This window comes from Bradyrhizobium sp. S3.2.6, from assembly GCF_040546885.1.
In the GTDB taxonomy this organism is placed as follows: Bacteria; Pseudomonadota; Alphaproteobacteria; order Rhizobiales; family Xanthobacteraceae; genus Bradyrhizobium; species Bradyrhizobium cytisi.
On sequence record NZ_JBEPOS010000013.1, the window covers coordinates 175,297 to 192,494 of the forward strand.

Consider the following 17,198-nt stretch of genomic DNA (forward strand, 5'->3'; position numbering starts at 1 on the left):
GGCGAAATCCGGTCAGAGCGGATGCAGGACGCGGCGCAAAAAGTCCTGCGTGCGCGAATGCTGGGGTTGGTTCAGCAGTGTTTTGGCCGGCCCCTGCTCGACGATGACGCCGCCATCGATGAACAGCACGCGATCGGCAACGTCGCGGGCAAAGCCCATCTCGTGGGTAACGACGACCATGGTCATGCCGTCGTCGGCGAGCTTGCGCATCACACCGAGGACGTCGCCGACGAGCTCCGGATCGAGCGCCGAGGTCGGCTCGTCGAACAGGATCGCCTTCGGCTGCATCGCCAGGGCCCGCGCAATCGCGACGCGCTGCTGCTGGCCGCCGGAAAGCTGCGGCGGATGCGCGTCGGCTTTCTCGGCCAGGCCCACTTGCGCAAGCAGTGCGCGGCCGCGCTCGAGCACCTGGACACGCGGCTCCCTCTTCACGAAGAGTGGCCCCTCGACAACGTTTTCGAGCACCGTCCGATGCGGGAACAGGTTGAAGCGCTGGAACACCATCGAGACCTGGGTGCGGACTTTCACAATCGACCGCGCATCGCGGTCGACCTTCAGGCCCTCGATGTTGATCTCACCACGATCGTAGCTTTCAAGTCCGTTGATACAGCGCAAAATGGTGGACTTGCCCGAACCTGAGGGACCGATGATGCAGACCACCTCGCCCTTCTCAACGTTCGCGGTGATGCCCTTGAGCACCTCGTTCTGGCCAAAGCTCTTGTGGACGTCGGTGAGCTCGATCATTTCTTGCCCGCCCGCTTCTCGAAGTGGCGAACCAGCAGGATCAGCGGAATGCTCATGGTGAGGTACATCAGCGCCACCATCGTGAACACGTTGGTGTTCTTGAAGGTTGATGACGCAATCAGCTTGCCCTGAAGCGCGAGCTCGGCGACCGTGATGGTCGACGCCTGCGAGGAATCCTTCAGCATCATGATCATGACGTTGCCGTAAGGTGGCAGCACGATGCGCACTGCCTGCGGCAGCACCACGCGGCGCATGGTGAGCCACCAGCCCATGCCGATCGACTGCGCCGCTTCGATCTGGCCCTTGTCGATCGCCTCGATGCCGGCGCGGAAGTTTTCGGCCTGATAGGCCGAATAGGCGATGCCGAGCCCAAGGATTGCGGCCTGCAGCGCCGACAGCGTGACGCCGAGATCGGGCATCACGAAGTAGAGGTAGAACAGCAGCACGATGATCGGAATGCCGCGGATCACGTTGATCAGGCTGGCGCTGAGCATCGACAGCGCCTTGATGCCGGAAACCCGCATCATCGCCCAGATCAGGCCGAGCACCGTCGAGAGCAGCAGCGAGCCGATGGTGACGATGATCGTCAGCGCGACGCCGCTCATCAGGATCGGGAAGAACTCGACGGCGTCGTGCCAGAAGCCTCTCATCGGGCAACCTTCGATGGACCTTTCATCAGCCCTGTGCCTTCAGGCCCCATTTACCGAGAATCTTGTCGATGGTGCCGTTGGCCTTGAGCTTCGCCAGCGACGCGTTGATCTTGCCGAGCAGCGCGCTCTCGCCCTTGCGCACGCCGATGCCGACCGAGCCGACGGTAACGGGCTTGTAGCCGTCGACGAGACGCACCTCGGGGAAGCCGCCCTGCTTCAAATTATAGGCCAGAATCGGATAATCGGCGTAGCCGGCCTTGAGGCGCCCGGTGTTCACGTCGCGCAGGATGTCGGGGATGGTGTCGTAGGCCTTGACGTCGGCGAACAGGCCGGACTTCTTCAGCGCGTCGACGAAGGCGGTGCCGACCTGGGCGCCGACCGTCTCGCCCTTCAGATCGTCCTGTGTGGCATAGGCCTTGGTGTCGGCCTTCGGCACCACCAGGCCTTCGCCGTAGGTGTAGATCGGGTCGGAGAAGTCGACGACCTCCTTGCGCGGCGCGGTGATGAACATCGCAGCCGCGATGATGTCGATCTTGCTCGAGGTCAGCGACGGGATCAGCGCCGAGAACTGCATCGGCTCGATCTGCACGCTGAGGCCGGCATCCTTGCCGATCTCGATGATGAGATCGACCATGATGCCCTGGATGGTGTTGGTCTTGGTGTCGAGGAAGGTGAAGGGAATGCCCGTCGGCGTCGAGCCGACCTTCAGCACCTGCTGCGCCGAAGCCGGCGCTATGGCCGCAAGTGCGAGCGCCGCGACCGCGGCCAGACCAAAACGCTTCATCGCATCCCCCTTTGGGCCCGGCCGATGCGGCGCTCGCAAATGTCGTCATCGCAGACATTGCGGGCCGAGCCGTTTCGGCCTATTTTCACCAATATGAAAATTGGGCCACACTTTCGCCCGCGATGCAAGCAGTTTTCATGCACATGAAGGAAGCGGTTTGACGTGAGCGGTGGCAAAAGAATGCGCAAACCGGCCGCCGCAAAGCCGGTGAAGAAGGCCAAGGCTATCGCGAAGCCCGCGGAGCCTGCCATGGACGTCGCTGTCGGTCGCCGCATCCGCGATCTCAGGCGCATCAGGCAATTCTCGCTCGAAACGATCGCCGCGCGCACGGAGCTGTCGATCGGGTTCCTCAGCCAGATCGAGCGCGGCCTGTCGTCGCCGTCGCTGCGCGTGCTGGCCACGCTCGCCGACGTGCTCGGCGTTGGCATCGCCGCGCTGTTCGGCGCAAGCCCGAGCGCCGACGGCACATCCGATCAGGTGGTGACGCGCGGATCGCAGCGGCCCGAACTCAAACTCTGGCGCACCGGCGTCTCAAAACAATTGCTGAGCCCTGCGAGTGCCGACAACAAGCTGAACCTGTTCCTGGTGCATCTCGAGCCCGGCGGCTCTACCGGCGACGAGCTCTACACCCATGACGGCGAAGAGGCCGGCCTGGTGCTCGAAGGCGAGATGATGCTGACGGTGGACAGCGAGACGTGGTCGCTGAAGACAGGCGACAGCTTTCGGTTCGCGAGCCGAAGGCCGCACCGGTTTTCCAATCCGGCGCAGGATGCGAAGGCCGTGGTGCTGTGGGTGAATTGCGTGACGGGGGCAGGGTAGCTCCGTGCTCACTACCACCGCGCACGGAGAAGATAAGAAGAACCGCAGCGTCTCCACATCGTCATTGCGAGCGAAGCGAAGCAATCCAGAGTCTTTCCGCGGAGGCAGTCTGGATTGCTTCGTCGCAAGGGCTCCTCGCAATGACGAGGGATAGAGTCTTAGCCAAATCGGTGCTGATACCGGTCCACCGTCAGCGCACTCACATCCACCTCCGGCTTCTTGCCCGACAACATGTCCGCGAGCACGCGCCCGGAGCCGCAGGACATGGTCCAGCCGAGCGTGCCGTGGCCGGTGTTGAGATGGAGATTGCTGTAACGCGTCGGGCCGATCACGGGTGGGCCATCCGGCGTCATCGGACGCAGGCCGCTCCAGAACGTCGCCTTGGAGAGATCGCCGCCGCGCGGGAACAGATCGGTCAGGGAGTGATTGAGCGTGGCGCGCCGCGCATCATAGAGCTTGGTCGAGAAGCCGGAGATCTCGGCGGTGCCGCCGACGCGGATGCGATTGCCGAGGCGCGTGATCGCGACCTTGTAGCTCTCGTCCATCACGGTCGATTCCGGCGCGCCGGAGGCGTCCTTGATCGGCACCGTGATCGAATAGCCCTTCACCGGATAGACCGGCAGCGAAATGCCGAGCGGCGCAACGAGCCGCGACGACCAGCTTCCGAGCGCAAGGACGTAAGCGTCGGCCTGCAGCATCCCGGCGCTGGTCGCGACACCGCTGAGGCGCGTGCCATCGGTGACGATCCGATCAATGCCGGTATTGAACATGAATCGCACGCCGAGCGCTTCGGCATGCTTGGCCAGCGCCTGCGTGAACATGTGGCAGTCGCCGGTCTCGTCCTGCGGCAGACGAAGCCCGCCGGCGAACTTCTCCTTGACGCCGGCAAGCGCCGGCTCGACCGCGATGCAGCCCTCGCGGCTCAGCACTTCGTAAGGCACGCCATATTGCTTGAGCACGGCGATGTCTTCGCCGGTGCCGTCGAGCTGCGCCTGGTAGCGGAACAGCTGCAGCGTGCCCCGCGTGCGCTCGTCATATTGAATGCCGATGTCGCGGCGCAGATCGCGCAGGCAGTCGCGGCTGTATTCCGCGATCGGGATCATCCGGCTCTTGTTGACCGCATAGCGCGCGCTGGTGCAGTTGCGCAGCATCTTGAGCAGCCAGACCCACATCACTGGGTCGAGCTTCGGCCGGACCACCAGCGGGCCGTGCTTCATCAGAAGCCATTTGACCGCCTTCACCGGCACGCCGGGGCCGGCCCACGGCGAGGAATAGCCGGGCGACACTTCGCCGGCATTGGCAAAAGAGGTCTCCAGCGCCGGTTCGGGCTGACGGTCGACGACCGTCACCTCGTGACCGGCACGCGCGAGGTAGTAGGCAGAGGTGACACCGATGACACCGCTGCCGAGGATCAGAACTTTCACGCTTCGTCAAACTCCCGCGGCATCACGTTCGCCGCTGCAAGAAGAAACTCCGTGAACCGCGGGAGCAATTATCAGGCCACCCGCTTGATGGCATCGCCCAGGATCGACACGATGTCGTCGATATGGCTCTTCTCGACAATGAGCGGCGGCGACAGCGCGAAAGAGTCGCCGCTCATGCGGAAGTAGAGCCCGCGATTGAAGCAGTCGACCATGACGTCATAGCCGCGCGCACCGACCGTTCCGTCACGCGACGACAGCTCGACCGCGCCCATCAGGCCGCAATTGCGGATGTCGACGACATTCGGCAGGCCTTTGAGCGAGTGCAGCGCATCGCGCCAATATTCGGCGATCGACGCACCACGCGTGAGCAGGCCCTCGTCCTTGTAGATGTCGAGCGTGGCGATACCCGCGGCACAGGCGGTCGGATGCGCGGAATAAGTGTAGCCGTGGAACAGCTCCATCTGGTTCTCCGGACCGACCATCATGCCATCGTGAATCTTGCGGCTGGCGAACACCGCGCCGCAGGGAATGGTGCCGTTGGTGATGCCCTTGGCCGTCGTCATCATATCAGGCGTGACGCCGAAGAAGTCGGCGGCGAACGGCGTGCCGAGGCGGCCGAAGCCGGTGATGACTTCGTCGAAGATCAGGAGGATGCCGTGCTTGTCGCAGATCGCGCGCAGGCGCTGCAGATAGCCCTTCGGCGGCGGCAGCACCGCGGTCGATCCCGGCACCGGCTCGACGATGACGGCAGCGATGGTCTCGGCACCATGCAAGGCCACCAGACGCTCGAGATCATCAGCAAGCTCCGCGCCGTGCTCCGGCTGGTCCTTGGCGAAGGCGTTACGGCCGAGATCGTGGGTGTGGCGGATGTGATCGACGCCAGGCAGCAGCGTGGCGAAGGCGCGGCGGTTGGCGACCATGCCGCCCACCGACGTGCCGCCGAAGCCGACGCCGTGATAACCGCGCTCGCGGCCGATCAGGCGGGTGCGGCTCGACTGGCCGTTGGCGCGATGATAGGCGAGCGCGATCTTCAGCGCGGTGTCGACCGATTCAGAGCCGGAGTTGGTGAAGAAGATGCGATCGAGGCCCTTGGGCGCGATCTCGGCGAGGCGCTCGGCGAAGTCGAACGCCAGCGGATGGCCCATCTGGAATGACGGCGCGAAGTCCAGCGTCATCAGCTGCCGCTCGACTGCGGCGGCGATCTGCTTGCGGCCGTGGCCGGCGTTGACGCACCAGAGGCCGGCGGAGCCGTCGATCACCTTGCGGCCGTCGACGGTGGTGTAATGCATGCCCTCGGCCGAGGAGAACAGGCGCGGCGCCTTCTTGAACTGACGGTTGGCCGTGAACGGCATCCAGAACGAGTCGGTCTTGATAGTGTTCGGAATCTGATGAAGGGTCACGGGCCACGCTCCTTTGCTGACGGCACAGCAGAGGCACGGCTTCCAAAGCGCAACAAGTCCTTTTCTGACGGCCTGCAAACCATTGATTTAACTGGGGCTGCCGGTCCATATTTGCGCGATCCGCAACACCTGCAACAGGGATTTGGGCATGAGCGTCGACATCGGTGGACGGCTGCGATTCATCCGGGCGCGCCACAAGCTGTCGCAGCGGGAGCTCGCCAAGCGCGCCGGCGTCACCAATTCGACGATCTCGCTGATCGAATCCAACCAGATGAACCCGTCGGTCGGCGCGCTCAAGCGCATCCTCGACGGCATCCCGATGGGGCTCGCCGAGTTCTTCGCGCTGGAGCCGGAGAGTCGTCGCAAGATCTTCTACCGCTCGGAAGAGCTGACCGAGGTCGGTAAGAAGCCGATCTCGTATCGGCAAGTCGGCGACAATCTGTTCGGCCGCAGCCTGCAGATCTTGAAGGAGCGCTACGAGCCCGGCAGCGATACCGGGCGCGTGCATCTTATTCATGACGGTGAGGAAGGCGGTATCGTGATTTCAGGAAAGCTCGAAGTCACCGTCGAGGACGAGCGCCGCATTCTCAATCCGGGCGATGCCTATTATTTCGAGAGCCGCCGTCCGCATCGCTTCCGCTGCGTCGGCGGCAAGCCGTGCGAAGTGATCTCGGCCTGCACGCCGCCGACGTTTTGAGCCGGCGGCAGGCCGAAAGCCTCAAAGCTACGTCAGCAGCTCCTCGATCCGGATCGGGAAGCGGCGCACCCGCACGCCGGTCGCATGCCAGACCGCGTTCGCCACGGCGCCGGCGCTGCCGGTGATGCCGATCTCGCCGACGCCCTTGATGCCGAGCGCATTGACGTGCGGATCGTGCTCGTCGACCGTGATCACATCGAGCGGCGGCACATCGGCATTCACCGGGATGTGGTACTCGCCGAGATTGGCGTTCATGATCCTTCCGCTACGGCGGTCGGTGATGGCCTCTTCGTGCAGCGCAAAGGACATGCCCCAGATCATGCCGCCGAACAGCTGGCTCTTCACCAGATGCGGATTGACGATGCGCCCCGCGGCGAAGGCGCCGACCATGCGGGTGACGCGGATCTGCCCGAGCTCGGGATCGACCTTCACCTCCGCGAACACCGCGCCATGGGCATGCATCGCATACTCCTCCATCGCCGCCGGATTCGGCGCACCTGTGCCGCGGGCCTCGACCTCGGCGACGCCGGCACGGGCCAGGATCTCGGTGTAGCTCTCGCTGCGGTTCTCGTCGTCGCGCCGGATCAACCGGCCGTCGCGCGCGATCACGCCGGCATTGCCGGCGCCAAACAGCGGCGAGCGCTCGTCCTTGGTGGCGAGGTCGGCAAGCTTGGCGATCACGGCCGCGCCGGCGCTGTGGATCGCCGCACCGGCGGTTGCAGTGTGCGCCGAGCCTCCGGCGATGCCGGCATCGGGCAGATCTGATGTCCCCGCCTTGAACTCGACGCGGTCGATATCGAGCCCGACGGCGTCGGCTGCGATCTGGGCCAGCGCCGTCCAGGCGCCCTGCCCCATGTCATGCGCGCCGATCTCCATCGCGCCGGTGCCGTCACGGCGGATCGCCGCGCGCGCCTCGGCCTGGAACATCAGCGCCGGGAAGGTCGCCGTGCCCATGCCCCAGCCGACCAGCAGGCCGGCATCGTCGCGCGTCTGGCGCGCCTGCAGCGAGCGCTTCGACCAGCCGAAGCGCGCCGCGCCCTGATCGTAGCAGGCGCGCAGCGCTTTGGACGAGAACGGCTTGCCGGTGATCGGCTCGACCTCGGCGTAGTTCTTCAGCCGGAAGGCCAGCGGATCCATACTGCAAGCCCAGGCCATCTCGTCGATCGCGCTTTCCAGCGCAATCGATCCCGTCGCCTCGCCCGGCGCACGCATGAACAATGGCGTGCCGGTATTGACGCGCACAGCATCGTGCGAGGTGCGGATCGCAGGCGCGGCGTAGAGCGTATGCGACGCGTCGGCGGCCGGTTCGTAGAAATCATCGAACGTGCTCGACACGGTGCGCGCATGGTGGTCGAGCGCAGTCAGGCGCCCCTCGCCGTCGGCGCCGATGCGCAAGCGCTGACGTGTCGGCGCACGATGGCCGACCGGGCCATACATCTGCTCACGGCGCAGCACGAGCTTGACCGGCCTGCCGACCAGTTTTGCGGCCATCAGACCGAGCACGGGGGGACCGGCCATGAGCCCCTTGGAGCCAAAGCCGCCACCGAGGAACGGGCTGCGGATATGGATCTTGTCATGCGCGAGACCAAATAATTCAGCGACGCGCGCCAGTGACAGCATGAGACCCTGGGTCGGCATGTCGATCTGCACACTGTCACCATCCCAGCTAGCCACGATCGCATGCGGCTCCATGGCGTTGTGGTATTGCGGCGGCGTCTCGTAGACGACGTCGATTTGCTTCTCGGCCGATGCGAGGCCTGCCTCGACATCGCCGCGATGATTTTCCGCGGGATTGCCGACACCAACGACGGGCGGCACAAAACTCTCGCCGGCATCGAGGCCGACGAGGGCGGGCAGCGTCTCATAGCGCGGCGCCAGCAGCACCGCGCCTTCGGTCGCCGCCTCGAGCGTCTCGGCGATCACGACGGCGATGGGCTGGTTGGCGTAGCGGACCTCGTTGCTCTGCAGCACCTCCATCCGGAACACGAATGGATTGGTCTTGATCTCCGGATCGATCGCGAGCTGCGGCTTGTGGTCAGGCGTCATGACGTCGACGACGCCGGGATGACGCTTGGCGGCCGCGACATCCAGCGAGGTCACGCGGCCATGTGCGATGCTGGACACCGCCATCACCGCAAACAGCATGCCGCGCGGATGATTGTCGGCGGCGTAGGTCGCCTGCCCCTTGACCTTGAGCACGCCGTCGCGGCGGGTCAGCGGCTGACCGATGCTCGAGCCGTGGCGAAGATGGGCGGGAGCGCTGGTGAGATTGAGCTCAGGCATGGATGGCTCCAGAGGTCGAGGCAAAGGGAGAAGCCGGCAGCGCGGAGATACGCGCGGGCGTGCCGGCAGCGGCAAGGGTCAGCGCGCGCACGACGATGCGGCGCGCGAGCTCGATCTTGTAGGCGTTGTCGCCGGACGGCTTTGCGTCGGCGAGTGCGCGCCATGCGGCGTCCTGGAAAGCATCTGCCGTTGGTGCGACGCCCCTCAGCACATCCTCCGCGGCGCGGGTACGCCAGGGCTTTGCGGCGACGCCGCCAAGCGCAAGTCGCGCCTCCGCGATCTTGCCATTCTCGATCCGTAGCGCCGCAGCAGCCGAGACGACGGCAAACGCGTAGGACGTGCGCTCGCGAACCTTAAGATAGCGCGCATGCGCGGCAAAACCACGCGCCGCGGGCGGCAGACGCACCGCGACGATGAGGTCGCCGGGCTCAAGCGCTGATTCACGCTCGGGCGTATGGCCGGGCAGGCGATGCAATTCGTCGAGCGCGATCTCGCGACGACCGTTCCTGCCTTCGATCTCGACGATGGCGTCGAGCGCCACCAGCGGCACGCAGAAGTCGGACGGATGCGTGGCGATACAGCTTTCACTCCAGCCGAGCACGGCGTGCGTGCGGTTCTCGCCCTCGCGGGCGTCGCAGCCCGAGCCGGCCTCGCGCTTGTTGCAGCGGCTGGCGGTGTCGTAGAAATATGCGCAACGGGTCCGCTGCAGCAGATTGCCGCCGACGGTCGCGGCATTGCGCAATTGCGCCGATGCGCCGGAGAGAAGTGCTTCGGCGACGGCCGGATAGGATACTGCAAACTCTGCATCATGCGCGAGATCGGCATTGCTCAACAACGCGCCGATGCGCACGCCTCCATCCGCGAGACGCTCGATCTGGTCGAGACCATCGAGATGCGTGACGTCGACCAACCGATCCGGACGGCTGACGCCGCCCTTCATCAGGTCGAGCAGATTGGTGCCGGCCGCGAGATAGGTCGCGCCCGGCTGGGCGGCGGCGGCAACGGCTTCAGTGACCGTGGCGGGCCTGACATAATCGAACTGTTTCATGCGGAGCGCCTCCGGTTGGATTCGTCGGCACCGGCCTGCGCCTCGAGTACGGCATCGACGATGCCGGCATAGGCGCCGCAACGGCAGAGATTGCCGCTCATGCATTCGCGGATGCGTTCGGGATCGTTGCCGGCCTGGGCTTCCTGCATCATGCCGATGGCGCTCATGATCTGGCCGGGCGTGCAGAAGCCGCACTGGAATCCGTCATGGGCGATGAAGGCCGCCTGGACCGGATGAAGCTGGTCGCCGCGCGCGACGCCCTCGATGGTGAGGATGTCGGCGCCGTCATGGCTAATGGCGAGCGCGAGGCAGGAATTGATGCGCTTGCCGTCGACCAGAATAGTGCAGGCACCGCACTGGCCGCGGTCGCATCCTTTCTTGGTTCCCGTCAGATGGAGGCGCTCACGCAGGAGATCGAGCAGCGTGACGCGCGGATCGTCGAGGACGAAATCGCGCCGCGCACCGTTCACGGTGAGGCTGATGGAGTGGTTCATACAAGGCTCCGATCAGATATGGACATGGCTCATCGCCCGGCGCGCCACCGCCGTGGCCGCCGTCGATATCGCGCCGCCCCGGACGTGGGTCAGGACCGGCACCTCAGCGAAGATACGGAGGCAGCCTCCGCTTAACAAGGGCCACTGGAAAATATTTGGAATTCGTCAAAAGCCCGTGCGCAGACAACGCGGTGCAGCTAGCCAAGGGTTCAATCTAACCAATTCGTGATCTACATTGCCGGCATGGACGACCACACCGACCAGACCCGCAAGCCCCGCGCCGATGCCGTGCGCAATCGCGAGCGCGTGCTCGAGGCAGCCAAGGTCGTGTTCAACGCCGGCGGCCCGGAGGCGAGCCTGGAGGCCGTGGCCAAACGCGCAGGCGTCGGCATCGGCACGCTCTACCGGCATTTCCCGACGCGCGAGGATCTGTTCGAGGCGGTATACCGGCGCGAGGTCGAGCAGCTCAGCGAGTTCGCCGAGCAGTTGAAGAACGCCAAGGATCCGGTCGATGCGCTCAGGCGCTGGCTGCGTTCAGGTGTCGAATTCGTCGCCACCAAGAAGGGGATGGTGGCGGCCCTGGCGCTCGCGGTGCAGAGCGGGTCCGAGCTGCACGCCTTCTCGTTCGACCGGCTGACGAAGGCGACCGGCTCGCTGCTCGACCGCGCAGTCGCGGCCGGCGAGATGCGTGCCGACATCAGTCCCGAGGACTTGCTGCGCGCGTTCTTCGGCATGTGCTACATCCACGACCAGCCCGGCTGGCAGTCAACCGCACTGCGACTCCTCGACGTGTTCGTCGATGGTCTTCGCGTGCAGCCCGTCGCAAAGCCAAAGGCGCACACCATCAAGCGCGCGAAGCCGGCCGCGAAACCGAAGCGATAGCGCGTCCGTAGTTGCCAAGGTCGTGCTACGATCAGCATAGCCGGGATTTCAACGCGGAGCCTGCCATGCGCATTGCCGCCGTGCTCGTTGTTCTCAGTATTGCTTGCAGTTCCATCTCAGCACGTGCCGACGACATCGCGACAGCGCAAGGCGTGATCCGAGCGCAGGAACAAGCCTTGAGCCATGACGACGCAGCGGCCGCCTATTCCTACGCCGCGCCGGCGATCCGGGAGATCTTCCCCGCGCCCGACATCTTCATGTCCATGGTGCAGAACGGCTACGCGCCGGTCTATCGTCACAAGAGCTTTGAGTTCGGCGAGAGCAAGATCGAAGGCAGCTCCGTCGCCCAGCGGGTTCACATCATCGATGCCAACGGCGAAGCCTGGGAAGCGCTCTACACGCTCGAGCAGCAGGCGGACGGAGGTTACAAGATCACCGGCTGCTCGCTGCTGAGGGCAGGACAGGCGGTCTAGGTCGCAAATCCCGGTCCGCGCCTCGCCACATTCATCCGCGAGCGGATCAACAGCATCAGCACGATTCCGACATTGAGGGCATTCCACGCCACGCCGTTGGCGAACGCAGCCGCGTAGGAGCCGGTGGCATCGAAGATGACGCCGGACACCCAGCCACCAAAGGACATGCCGAACACGGAGGCGAAGATCACGATGCCGACGCGGGTCGCGGCTTCACTGGCCGGCATCGCCTCGCGCACGATGATGGCATAGCTCGGCACGATGCCGCCCTGGAACAGGCCGAACATCGCGGAGATCAGGTAGAGCGAGGCGAGGCTATCGAAGAACAGGTAGAACACCAGCGCAAAACCCTGCGCCAGTGCTCCGATCAGCAATGTCGGAATGCCGCCGATCTTGTCCGCAAGATAGCCGGAGCCGATGCGGCTGACGATGCCGCAGGCCATCATCAGCGACAGCATCTCGGCGCCGCGCGCCACGCCGTAACCAAGATCGCCGCAATAGGCGACGATATGCACCTGCGGCATCGCCATGGCGACGCAGCAGGAGATGCTGGCGATCGAGAGCAGCACCGTCAGCGTGTTGGTCGAGAGCCTGAGGTCGACCCGCGGCGGCGGCGCATTGGCGTGATTGCGGACCTTGTCGTCGCCCATCTGCGCGCGCAGGACCAGCACCAGGATCGACATCAAGCTAACGCAGACCAGGGCGATACCGACATGAGTGGTGCGCCAGCCGATCCTCTCGATGCCCGAGCTGATGAGCGGCGGCCAGATCGTGCCGGCGACGTAATTGCCGCTCGCGACGATGGTCACGGCCAGCCCGCGATAGCGCTCGAACCAGTGCGAGGCCTCCGCCATCAGCGGCGCGAAGGTCGCTGACGTGCCGAGGCCGATCAGGAAATAGGCGGCGACGAACTGCCAGAGCTGGGTCGAGAGCCCCGCCAGTGTATTGGCGACGCCGAGGAAGGCGATGCTGATCGCCATGGCCGGCACGATGCCGAACTTGTCGGTGATCTTGCCGGCGATCACGCCGCCGAGCCCGAAGCCGAACATCATCAGTGTGAAGGCCAGCGACACCGCGCCGCGCGTGGCGGCGAACTCGGCCTGCACGACGGGAATCACCACGACGACCGCCCACATGCCGACGCCGCCGATCGAGCCGATCAGCAGCGCGAGCAAAAGCCGCACCCAGGCCTGACGGGAGTCAGGGCTGAATGAGGCCGGTTTCTGTCCTGGGTGATTTGGTGCGTGCACGGCGCGGAACATGTTCGCGGATCGCCTCGCGGTCAAGCATCGTGCCGCGATAATGGGCATGCGCGGTGCACTGCGGTAAGAAGGAGCTTGGCGAAATCGCGCTTTGCCATTAGTTTGCAATCTGCGTGGGCAACAATGCCGCGCGGAGCATGCTGTCGGAATGTTGTTGCAATTGACGCGATCGATGCGGATCAGGGTGGGGCGCTTTATTGCGCTGGCCTATCTGTTCTGCGTGCTCGCGCCGGCGGCAAGCCTCGCCTGGGGCAGTGGTCCAGCACCATGCCTTGGCGACGAAGCTCCGCTCGCCGACCTTGTGGCCGTGCATCATCAGATGCCGGCCAGCCACATGCATGGCGACGTGGCGCATGACCCCGCGGCGATGCATGCGCATCACCAGGCCGCCGCGCAGGACACCCCTGCCCCGCATCATCATGACGGCAAGGGCAAGGCTGGCCCGTGCTGCGCCATGATGTGCATCAGCGCGTTACCGGCCGATCTGCCGAGCTTCGCAAAGCCGCTTCAGCCGGTTTCCAGCTGCGCGCCCGAGATCGTGGCCAGCCTGCACAGCGCAGCGCCGCCCCGGCTCTATCGCCCTCCCATCATCTGATCTGATTCCACGACATCAGGCCGGGCGCGCAATCCGCGCGCGCGAACCTGTGGTCTCCAGACAGATCAGGGATAAATCATGCTTACGCTTCTCGGGGCGAGGTCCGCCACCGCATCTGCGGTGCGTCGAGGTCACTTTCGATTCAATTGGCCGCTGCTGGCCGCGGCCACATTGGCGTTGTCCGGCTGCATGCCGGCGACAACGTCCGTGACCGGCGCGGATCCGGCCGATCCCGCAGCAAAGGCAGCGCGCGTCGACTATCGATCGACAGTTGCGCCTTACACGAGCCTGCGGCCTGCAGCGCCTGCGCCATGGCGCGAGCGCAACGACGCTGTCACTCCGCAGCCGAAGCAGGACCGGTAGGAGCGCGCCATGGCACAGTATTTTGCACGGAGTCTGCTCGTTCTCGGCGCGCTCGGCCTCTCCGGCTGTGCCGCGTTCTCGCCCGACAGCGGCATGAGCGCGGTCTCGGAGCTGACGAGCCAGACCATCAGGAAGGACATCGCCTTCGTGCGGACGGCCGAGGGAGCCGGTGCGGTCGACGCGCGCGTTCGCCAGTTGCTGTCGCGGACGCTGACCGAAGAGACCGCCGTGCAGGTCGCGCTGCTCAACAACAAGGGGCTGCAGGCCGCCTATAACGAGCTGGCGCTGGCCGAGACCGATCTGGTCGAGCAGAGCCTGCCGTCCAATCCGGTGTTCTCGGTCTCGCGCATCTCGGGCAATGGCGCCAGCGAGATCGAGCGTCAGGTCGTCGGCGACATCCTGGCGTTGGCCACGCTGCCGTTCCGATCGGACATCGCGCGCGAGCGCTTTCGTCAGGCGCAATTGCGTGCGGCGCTGGCCACACTTCGGCTCGCCGCCGATGTGCGGCGCGCTTACGTTCGCGCAGTCGCCGGAAACGAGATGGTGGTCCTGCTGACCGACGCGAAGGCGACCACGGAATCGACCGCGCAGCTCGCTGTCAAGCTCGGCGAAACCGGCTCGGTCAACAAGCTCGACCAGGCCCTCGAACAGGTGTTTTACGCCGAGACCACCGCCGACCTCGCCACCGCACGCCAGGCGGCGACGAGCGCGCGCGAAAGGCTGGCACGGCTGATGGGGCTGTGGGATGACGGCCTCGATTTCCGTCTGCCCAACCAACTGCCGCCGCTGCCGCGCCGGCCGCAGGCTTTGCCCTCGATCGAGGCCGACGCGGTGGCCCATCGCATCGACCTGCAGATCGCGCGGCTGGATCTGACGGCGCTGGCGAAGTCGTTGAACCTCACCGAGGCGACCCGCTTCGTCACGCTGCTCGATCTCGCTGGCATCTCCCGCCGGACTCAGGATCCGGAAGGCGCCCCGTTCCGCGAGCGCGGCTTCGACGTGCAGTTCCAGATCCCGATCTTCGATGGCGGCGAGGTCCGTGTGCGGCAGGCCGCGGAAACCTACAATCTCGCCTTCAACCGCCTCACCGAGCGTGCCGTGAACGTCCGCTCGGAGGCGCGCGACGCTTACCGTGTCTATCGCTCCTCCTACGACATCGCTAGTCACTACCAGCGCGAGATCATCCCGCTGCGAAAGATCATCACCGAGGAGATGCAGTTGCGCTTCTCCAGCATGCAGGTCGACATCTTCGCGCTCCTGACCGAAGCACGCCAGCGGCTCGCTTCGCTGCGCGGCGCGATCGAGGCCAGGCAAAACTTCTTCATCGCCCAGTCCGAGTTGCAGACCGCCGTCAATGGCGGCGGCGCGCCTGTTTCCGGCGGCGACAATCCAACCAATATCGCCGCGGCAGCACCTGCCGATGGCGGCCACTGACATGGAGGCCAGCATGTTTTCCCGCCGAGGATTTTTGGGCACCGCCGCGCTCGTGGGCGCATCAGCCGTCAGCGGCCGCGTCCAAGCCGCATCGATTCCGGAAGCAGCCCATATGGACAAGGCGGTGATGCAGCCGCCGTTGCATCCCATTGGCGGTCCCGACTATCGCCCCGTCGTCACGCTCAACGGCTGGACACTGCCGTTCCGCATCAACGGCGACTGGAAGGAATTCCATCTCGTCGCCGAGCCCGTGGTGCGCGAATTCGCCGAGGGCATGAAGGTCAATCTGTGGGGCTACAACGGCCAGTCGCCGGGGCCGACCATCGAGGCAGTCGAGGGCGACAAGGTCCGCATCTTCGTCACCAACCGCCTTCCCGAATACACCACCGTGCATTGGCACGGCATGATCATCCCGAGCGGCATGGACGGCGTCGGCGGACTGACCCAGCCGCATATCGAGCCGGGAAAGACCTTCGTCTACGAGTTCGAGATGAAGAAGAGCGGGACCTTCATGTACCACCCGCATTCCGACGAGATGGTGCAGATGGCGATGGGCATGATGGGCATGGTTGTCGTGCACCCGCGCGACCCAAACTTCCGCCCCGTCGACCGCGACTTCGTTTTCGTGATGAGCACCTATCGCGTCGATCCCGGCACATATCTGCCGCGGGTCAACGAGATGACTGATTTCAACATGTGGACCTGGAATGCGCGGGTGTTTCCGGGCATCGATCCGCTGCCGGTCAGGCTCGGCGACAAGGTGCGCGTGCGCATCGGCAATCTCAGCATGACCAATCACCCGATCCATCTGCATGGCCACAGCTTTGCGGTGACGTGCACCGACGGCGGCTGGATTCCCGAGAGCGCGCAATATCCGGAGACGACGACCGACGTGCCGGTCGGCGCTGTGCGCGTATTCGACGTCCTCGCCGACAATCCCGGCGACTGGGCGTTTCACTGCCACAAATCGCATCACACCATGAATGCGATGGGCCACGACATGCGCAACATGATCGGCGTGTCGCGCAAGGATCTCGCCAAGGCTGTCGGCAAGCTTGCGCCCGACGCCATGGTGATGGGCCAGTCCGGCATGGCGATGGGCAACATGGAGATGCCGGCGCCTGACAACACGCTGCCGATGATGAGCGGCACCGGCCAGTTCGGCCCGATCGAGATGGGCGGCATGTTTACGGTGATGAAGATACGCGAGGACCTCGCACGCGACGATTATCGCGATCCCGGCCCCTACCAATTCCCGCAAGGCACCGTCGCCTACGAGGTCGCCTCGCCGGCGGCGGAGCCGGCGCGGCAGCCAGCCATGCCGGCGCACAAGATGAAGATGTGAGCGTTTCGATGAACCACCAACTGGAGACCACAATGAAGACGATCAAACTCGCCTTGACGCTGCTCGCGCTGTCGATCGCACCCGCGTTCGCGCACGAGGGTCACGACCATCACGGCTTCTCGGCCGGCGAGCCCGGCGATCCCGGGAAGCCGGCGCGCACCATCGAGATCGCGTTGAGCGAAATGTCCTACGAGCCGTCGAGCATCACAGTCAAGCGCGGCGAGCAGATCCGTTTCGTACTGCGTAATGTCGGCAGGGAGGACCACGAATTCCTGCTCGCCACCACGAAGGAGAACCTCGCACATGCCGAGGTGATGAAGAAGCACCCGCACATGGAGCATGACGACCCGAACGGGGTGCGGCTTGCGCCGAACAAGACGGCCGAGATCGTCTGGAAGTTCACCAAAGCCGGCACCTTCGAATTTTCCTGCCTGATCCCCGACCATCGCGACTACGGCATGGTCGGCCACGTCACCGTGAAATGAGGACAATGGAGAGAGC

18 protein-coding genes are annotated in these 17,198 nt (G+C 65.0%); 9 read left to right on the top strand and 9 right to left on the bottom strand.

Annotated features, from left to right (window positions below):
* Positions 1-12 precede the first annotated feature (12 nt).
* Genes ABID58_RS22865 through ABID58_RS22875 form a run of 3 tightly spaced genes read right to left on the bottom strand, consistent with a single transcriptional unit; the run spans position 13 to position 2,178 of the window.
* Positions 13-744 carry an amino acid ABC transporter ATP-binding protein gene (locus tag ABID58_RS22865; RefSeq protein WP_354034804.1) on the bottom strand — a complete coding sequence of 244 codons (732 nt, stop codon included), beginning with the start codon at positions 742-744 and terminating at the stop codon, positions 13-15.
* Positions 741-1,394, bottom strand: coding sequence for an amino acid ABC transporter permease (locus ABID58_RS22870; RefSeq protein WP_354034806.1), 654 nt, complete (start codon positions 1,392-1,394; stop codon positions 741-743). The genes ABID58_RS22865 and ABID58_RS22870 overlap by 4 nt, the downstream gene beginning before the upstream one ends.
* Before the next feature lie 25 nt (positions 1,395-1,419).
* Positions 1,420-2,178 (bottom strand): ABC transporter substrate-binding protein, encoded by a 759-nt coding sequence (locus ABID58_RS22875; RefSeq protein ID WP_354034808.1) that lies wholly within the window; start codon positions 2,176-2,178, stop codon positions 1,420-1,422.
* Positions 2,179-2,358: 180 nt separating this feature from the next.
* Between ABID58_RS22875 and ABID58_RS22880 the strand changes: the two genes are divergently transcribed.
* Complete coding sequence (locus ABID58_RS22880) at positions 2,359-2,997, top strand: helix-turn-helix domain-containing protein (RefSeq protein WP_354034810.1); 639 nt, start codon at positions 2,359-2,361, stop codon at positions 2,995-2,997.
* 158 nt (positions 2,998-3,155) lie between these two features.
* Here ABID58_RS22880 and ABID58_RS22885 read toward each other — a convergent pair whose 3' ends face one another.
* The gene (locus tag ABID58_RS22885) at positions 3,156-4,421 is read right to left on the bottom strand and encodes a D-amino acid dehydrogenase (protein ID WP_354034811.1); all 1,266 of its coding nucleotides are present in this window, start codon (positions 4,419-4,421) and stop codon (positions 3,156-3,158) included.
* Positions 4,422-4,492: 71 nt separating this feature from the next.
* Positions 4,493-5,821 (bottom strand): omega-aminotransferase AptA, encoded by a 1,329-nt coding sequence (aptA, locus tag ABID58_RS22890; protein ID WP_148753306.1) that lies wholly within the window; start codon positions 5,819-5,821, stop codon positions 4,493-4,495.
* Between the two features lie 148 nt (positions 5,822-5,969).
* Between aptA and ABID58_RS22895 the strand changes: the two genes are divergently transcribed.
* Positions 5,970-6,518, top strand: a complete 549-nt coding sequence (locus tag ABID58_RS22895) for a cupin domain-containing protein (protein ID WP_354034812.1) — start codon at positions 5,970-5,972, stop codon at positions 6,516-6,518.
* A 27-nt stretch (positions 6,519-6,545) separates the two neighbouring features.
* On the opposite strand, the gene ABID58_RS22900 is transcribed toward ABID58_RS22895, so the two are convergent.
* The 3 genes from ABID58_RS22900 to ABID58_RS22910 are packed head-to-tail and all read right to left on the bottom strand — an operon-like array spanning position 6,546 to position 10,343.
* Positions 6,546-8,801, bottom strand: a complete 2,256-nt coding sequence (locus ABID58_RS22900) for a xanthine dehydrogenase family protein molybdopterin-binding subunit (RefSeq protein WP_354034815.1) — start codon at positions 8,799-8,801, stop codon at positions 6,546-6,548.
* Positions 8,794-9,849 (bottom strand): FAD binding domain-containing protein, encoded by a 1,056-nt coding sequence (locus tag ABID58_RS22905; RefSeq protein ID WP_354034817.1) that lies wholly within the window; start codon positions 9,847-9,849, stop codon positions 8,794-8,796. Before ABID58_RS22905 ends, ABID58_RS22900 begins: the two co-directional genes overlap by 8 nt.
* Positions 9,846-10,343 carry a (2Fe-2S)-binding protein gene (locus tag ABID58_RS22910; protein WP_354034819.1) on the bottom strand — a complete coding sequence of 166 codons (498 nt, stop codon included), beginning with the start codon at positions 10,341-10,343 and terminating at the stop codon, positions 9,846-9,848. Before ABID58_RS22910 ends, ABID58_RS22905 begins: the two co-directional genes overlap by 4 nt.
* Before the next feature lie 243 nt (positions 10,344-10,586).
* On the opposite strand from ABID58_RS22910, the gene ABID58_RS22915 reads away from it, so the two are divergent.
* Positions 10,587-11,225, top strand: coding sequence for a TetR/AcrR family transcriptional regulator (locus tag ABID58_RS22915; protein ID WP_354034861.1), 639 nt, complete (start codon positions 10,587-10,589; stop codon positions 11,223-11,225).
* A gap of 65 nt (positions 11,226-11,290) precedes the next feature.
* A complete protein-coding gene (locus ABID58_RS22920; RefSeq protein WP_148753300.1) occupies positions 11,291-11,698 on the top strand; it encodes a DUF4864 domain-containing protein in 408 nt (135 codons plus the stop codon).
* On the opposite strand, the gene ABID58_RS22925 is transcribed toward ABID58_RS22920, so the two are convergent.
* Positions 11,695-12,960, bottom strand: a complete 1,266-nt coding sequence (locus tag ABID58_RS22925) for an MFS transporter (RefSeq protein ID WP_354034821.1) — start codon at positions 12,958-12,960, stop codon at positions 11,695-11,697. The two genes, ABID58_RS22920 and ABID58_RS22925, sit on opposite strands and share 4 nt — an antisense overlap.
* A gap of 148 nt (positions 12,961-13,108) precedes the next feature.
* Between ABID58_RS22925 and ABID58_RS22930 the strand changes: the two genes are divergently transcribed.
* The 5 genes from ABID58_RS22930 (at position 13,109) to ABID58_RS22950 (ending at position 17,182) form a co-directional block, all read left to right on the top strand.
* Complete coding sequence (locus ABID58_RS22930; RefSeq protein ID WP_502916421.1) at positions 13,109-13,555, top strand: hypothetical protein; 447 nt, start codon at positions 13,109-13,111, stop codon at positions 13,553-13,555.
* A gap of 78 nt (positions 13,556-13,633) precedes the next feature.
* On the top strand, positions 13,634-13,918 hold the full coding sequence (locus ABID58_RS22935) for a hypothetical protein (RefSeq protein ID WP_148753296.1): 285 nt from the start codon (positions 13,634-13,636) through the stop codon (positions 13,916-13,918).
* A 9-nt stretch (positions 13,919-13,927) separates the two neighbouring features.
* The gene (locus tag ABID58_RS22940) at positions 13,928-15,352 is read left to right on the top strand and encodes a TolC family protein (protein WP_354034825.1); all 1,425 of its coding nucleotides are present in this window, start codon (positions 13,928-13,930) and stop codon (positions 15,350-15,352) included.
* Positions 15,353-15,365: 13 nt separating this feature from the next.
* The gene (locus ABID58_RS22945) at positions 15,366-16,697 is read left to right on the top strand and encodes a copper oxidase (RefSeq protein WP_148753294.1); all 1,332 of its coding nucleotides are present in this window, start codon (positions 15,366-15,368) and stop codon (positions 16,695-16,697) included.
* 32 nt (positions 16,698-16,729) lie between these two features.
* A complete protein-coding gene (locus ABID58_RS22950) occupies positions 16,730-17,182 on the top strand; it encodes a cupredoxin domain-containing protein (protein WP_354034827.1) in 453 nt (150 codons plus the stop codon).
* Positions 17,183-17,198 lie beyond the last annotated feature (16 nt).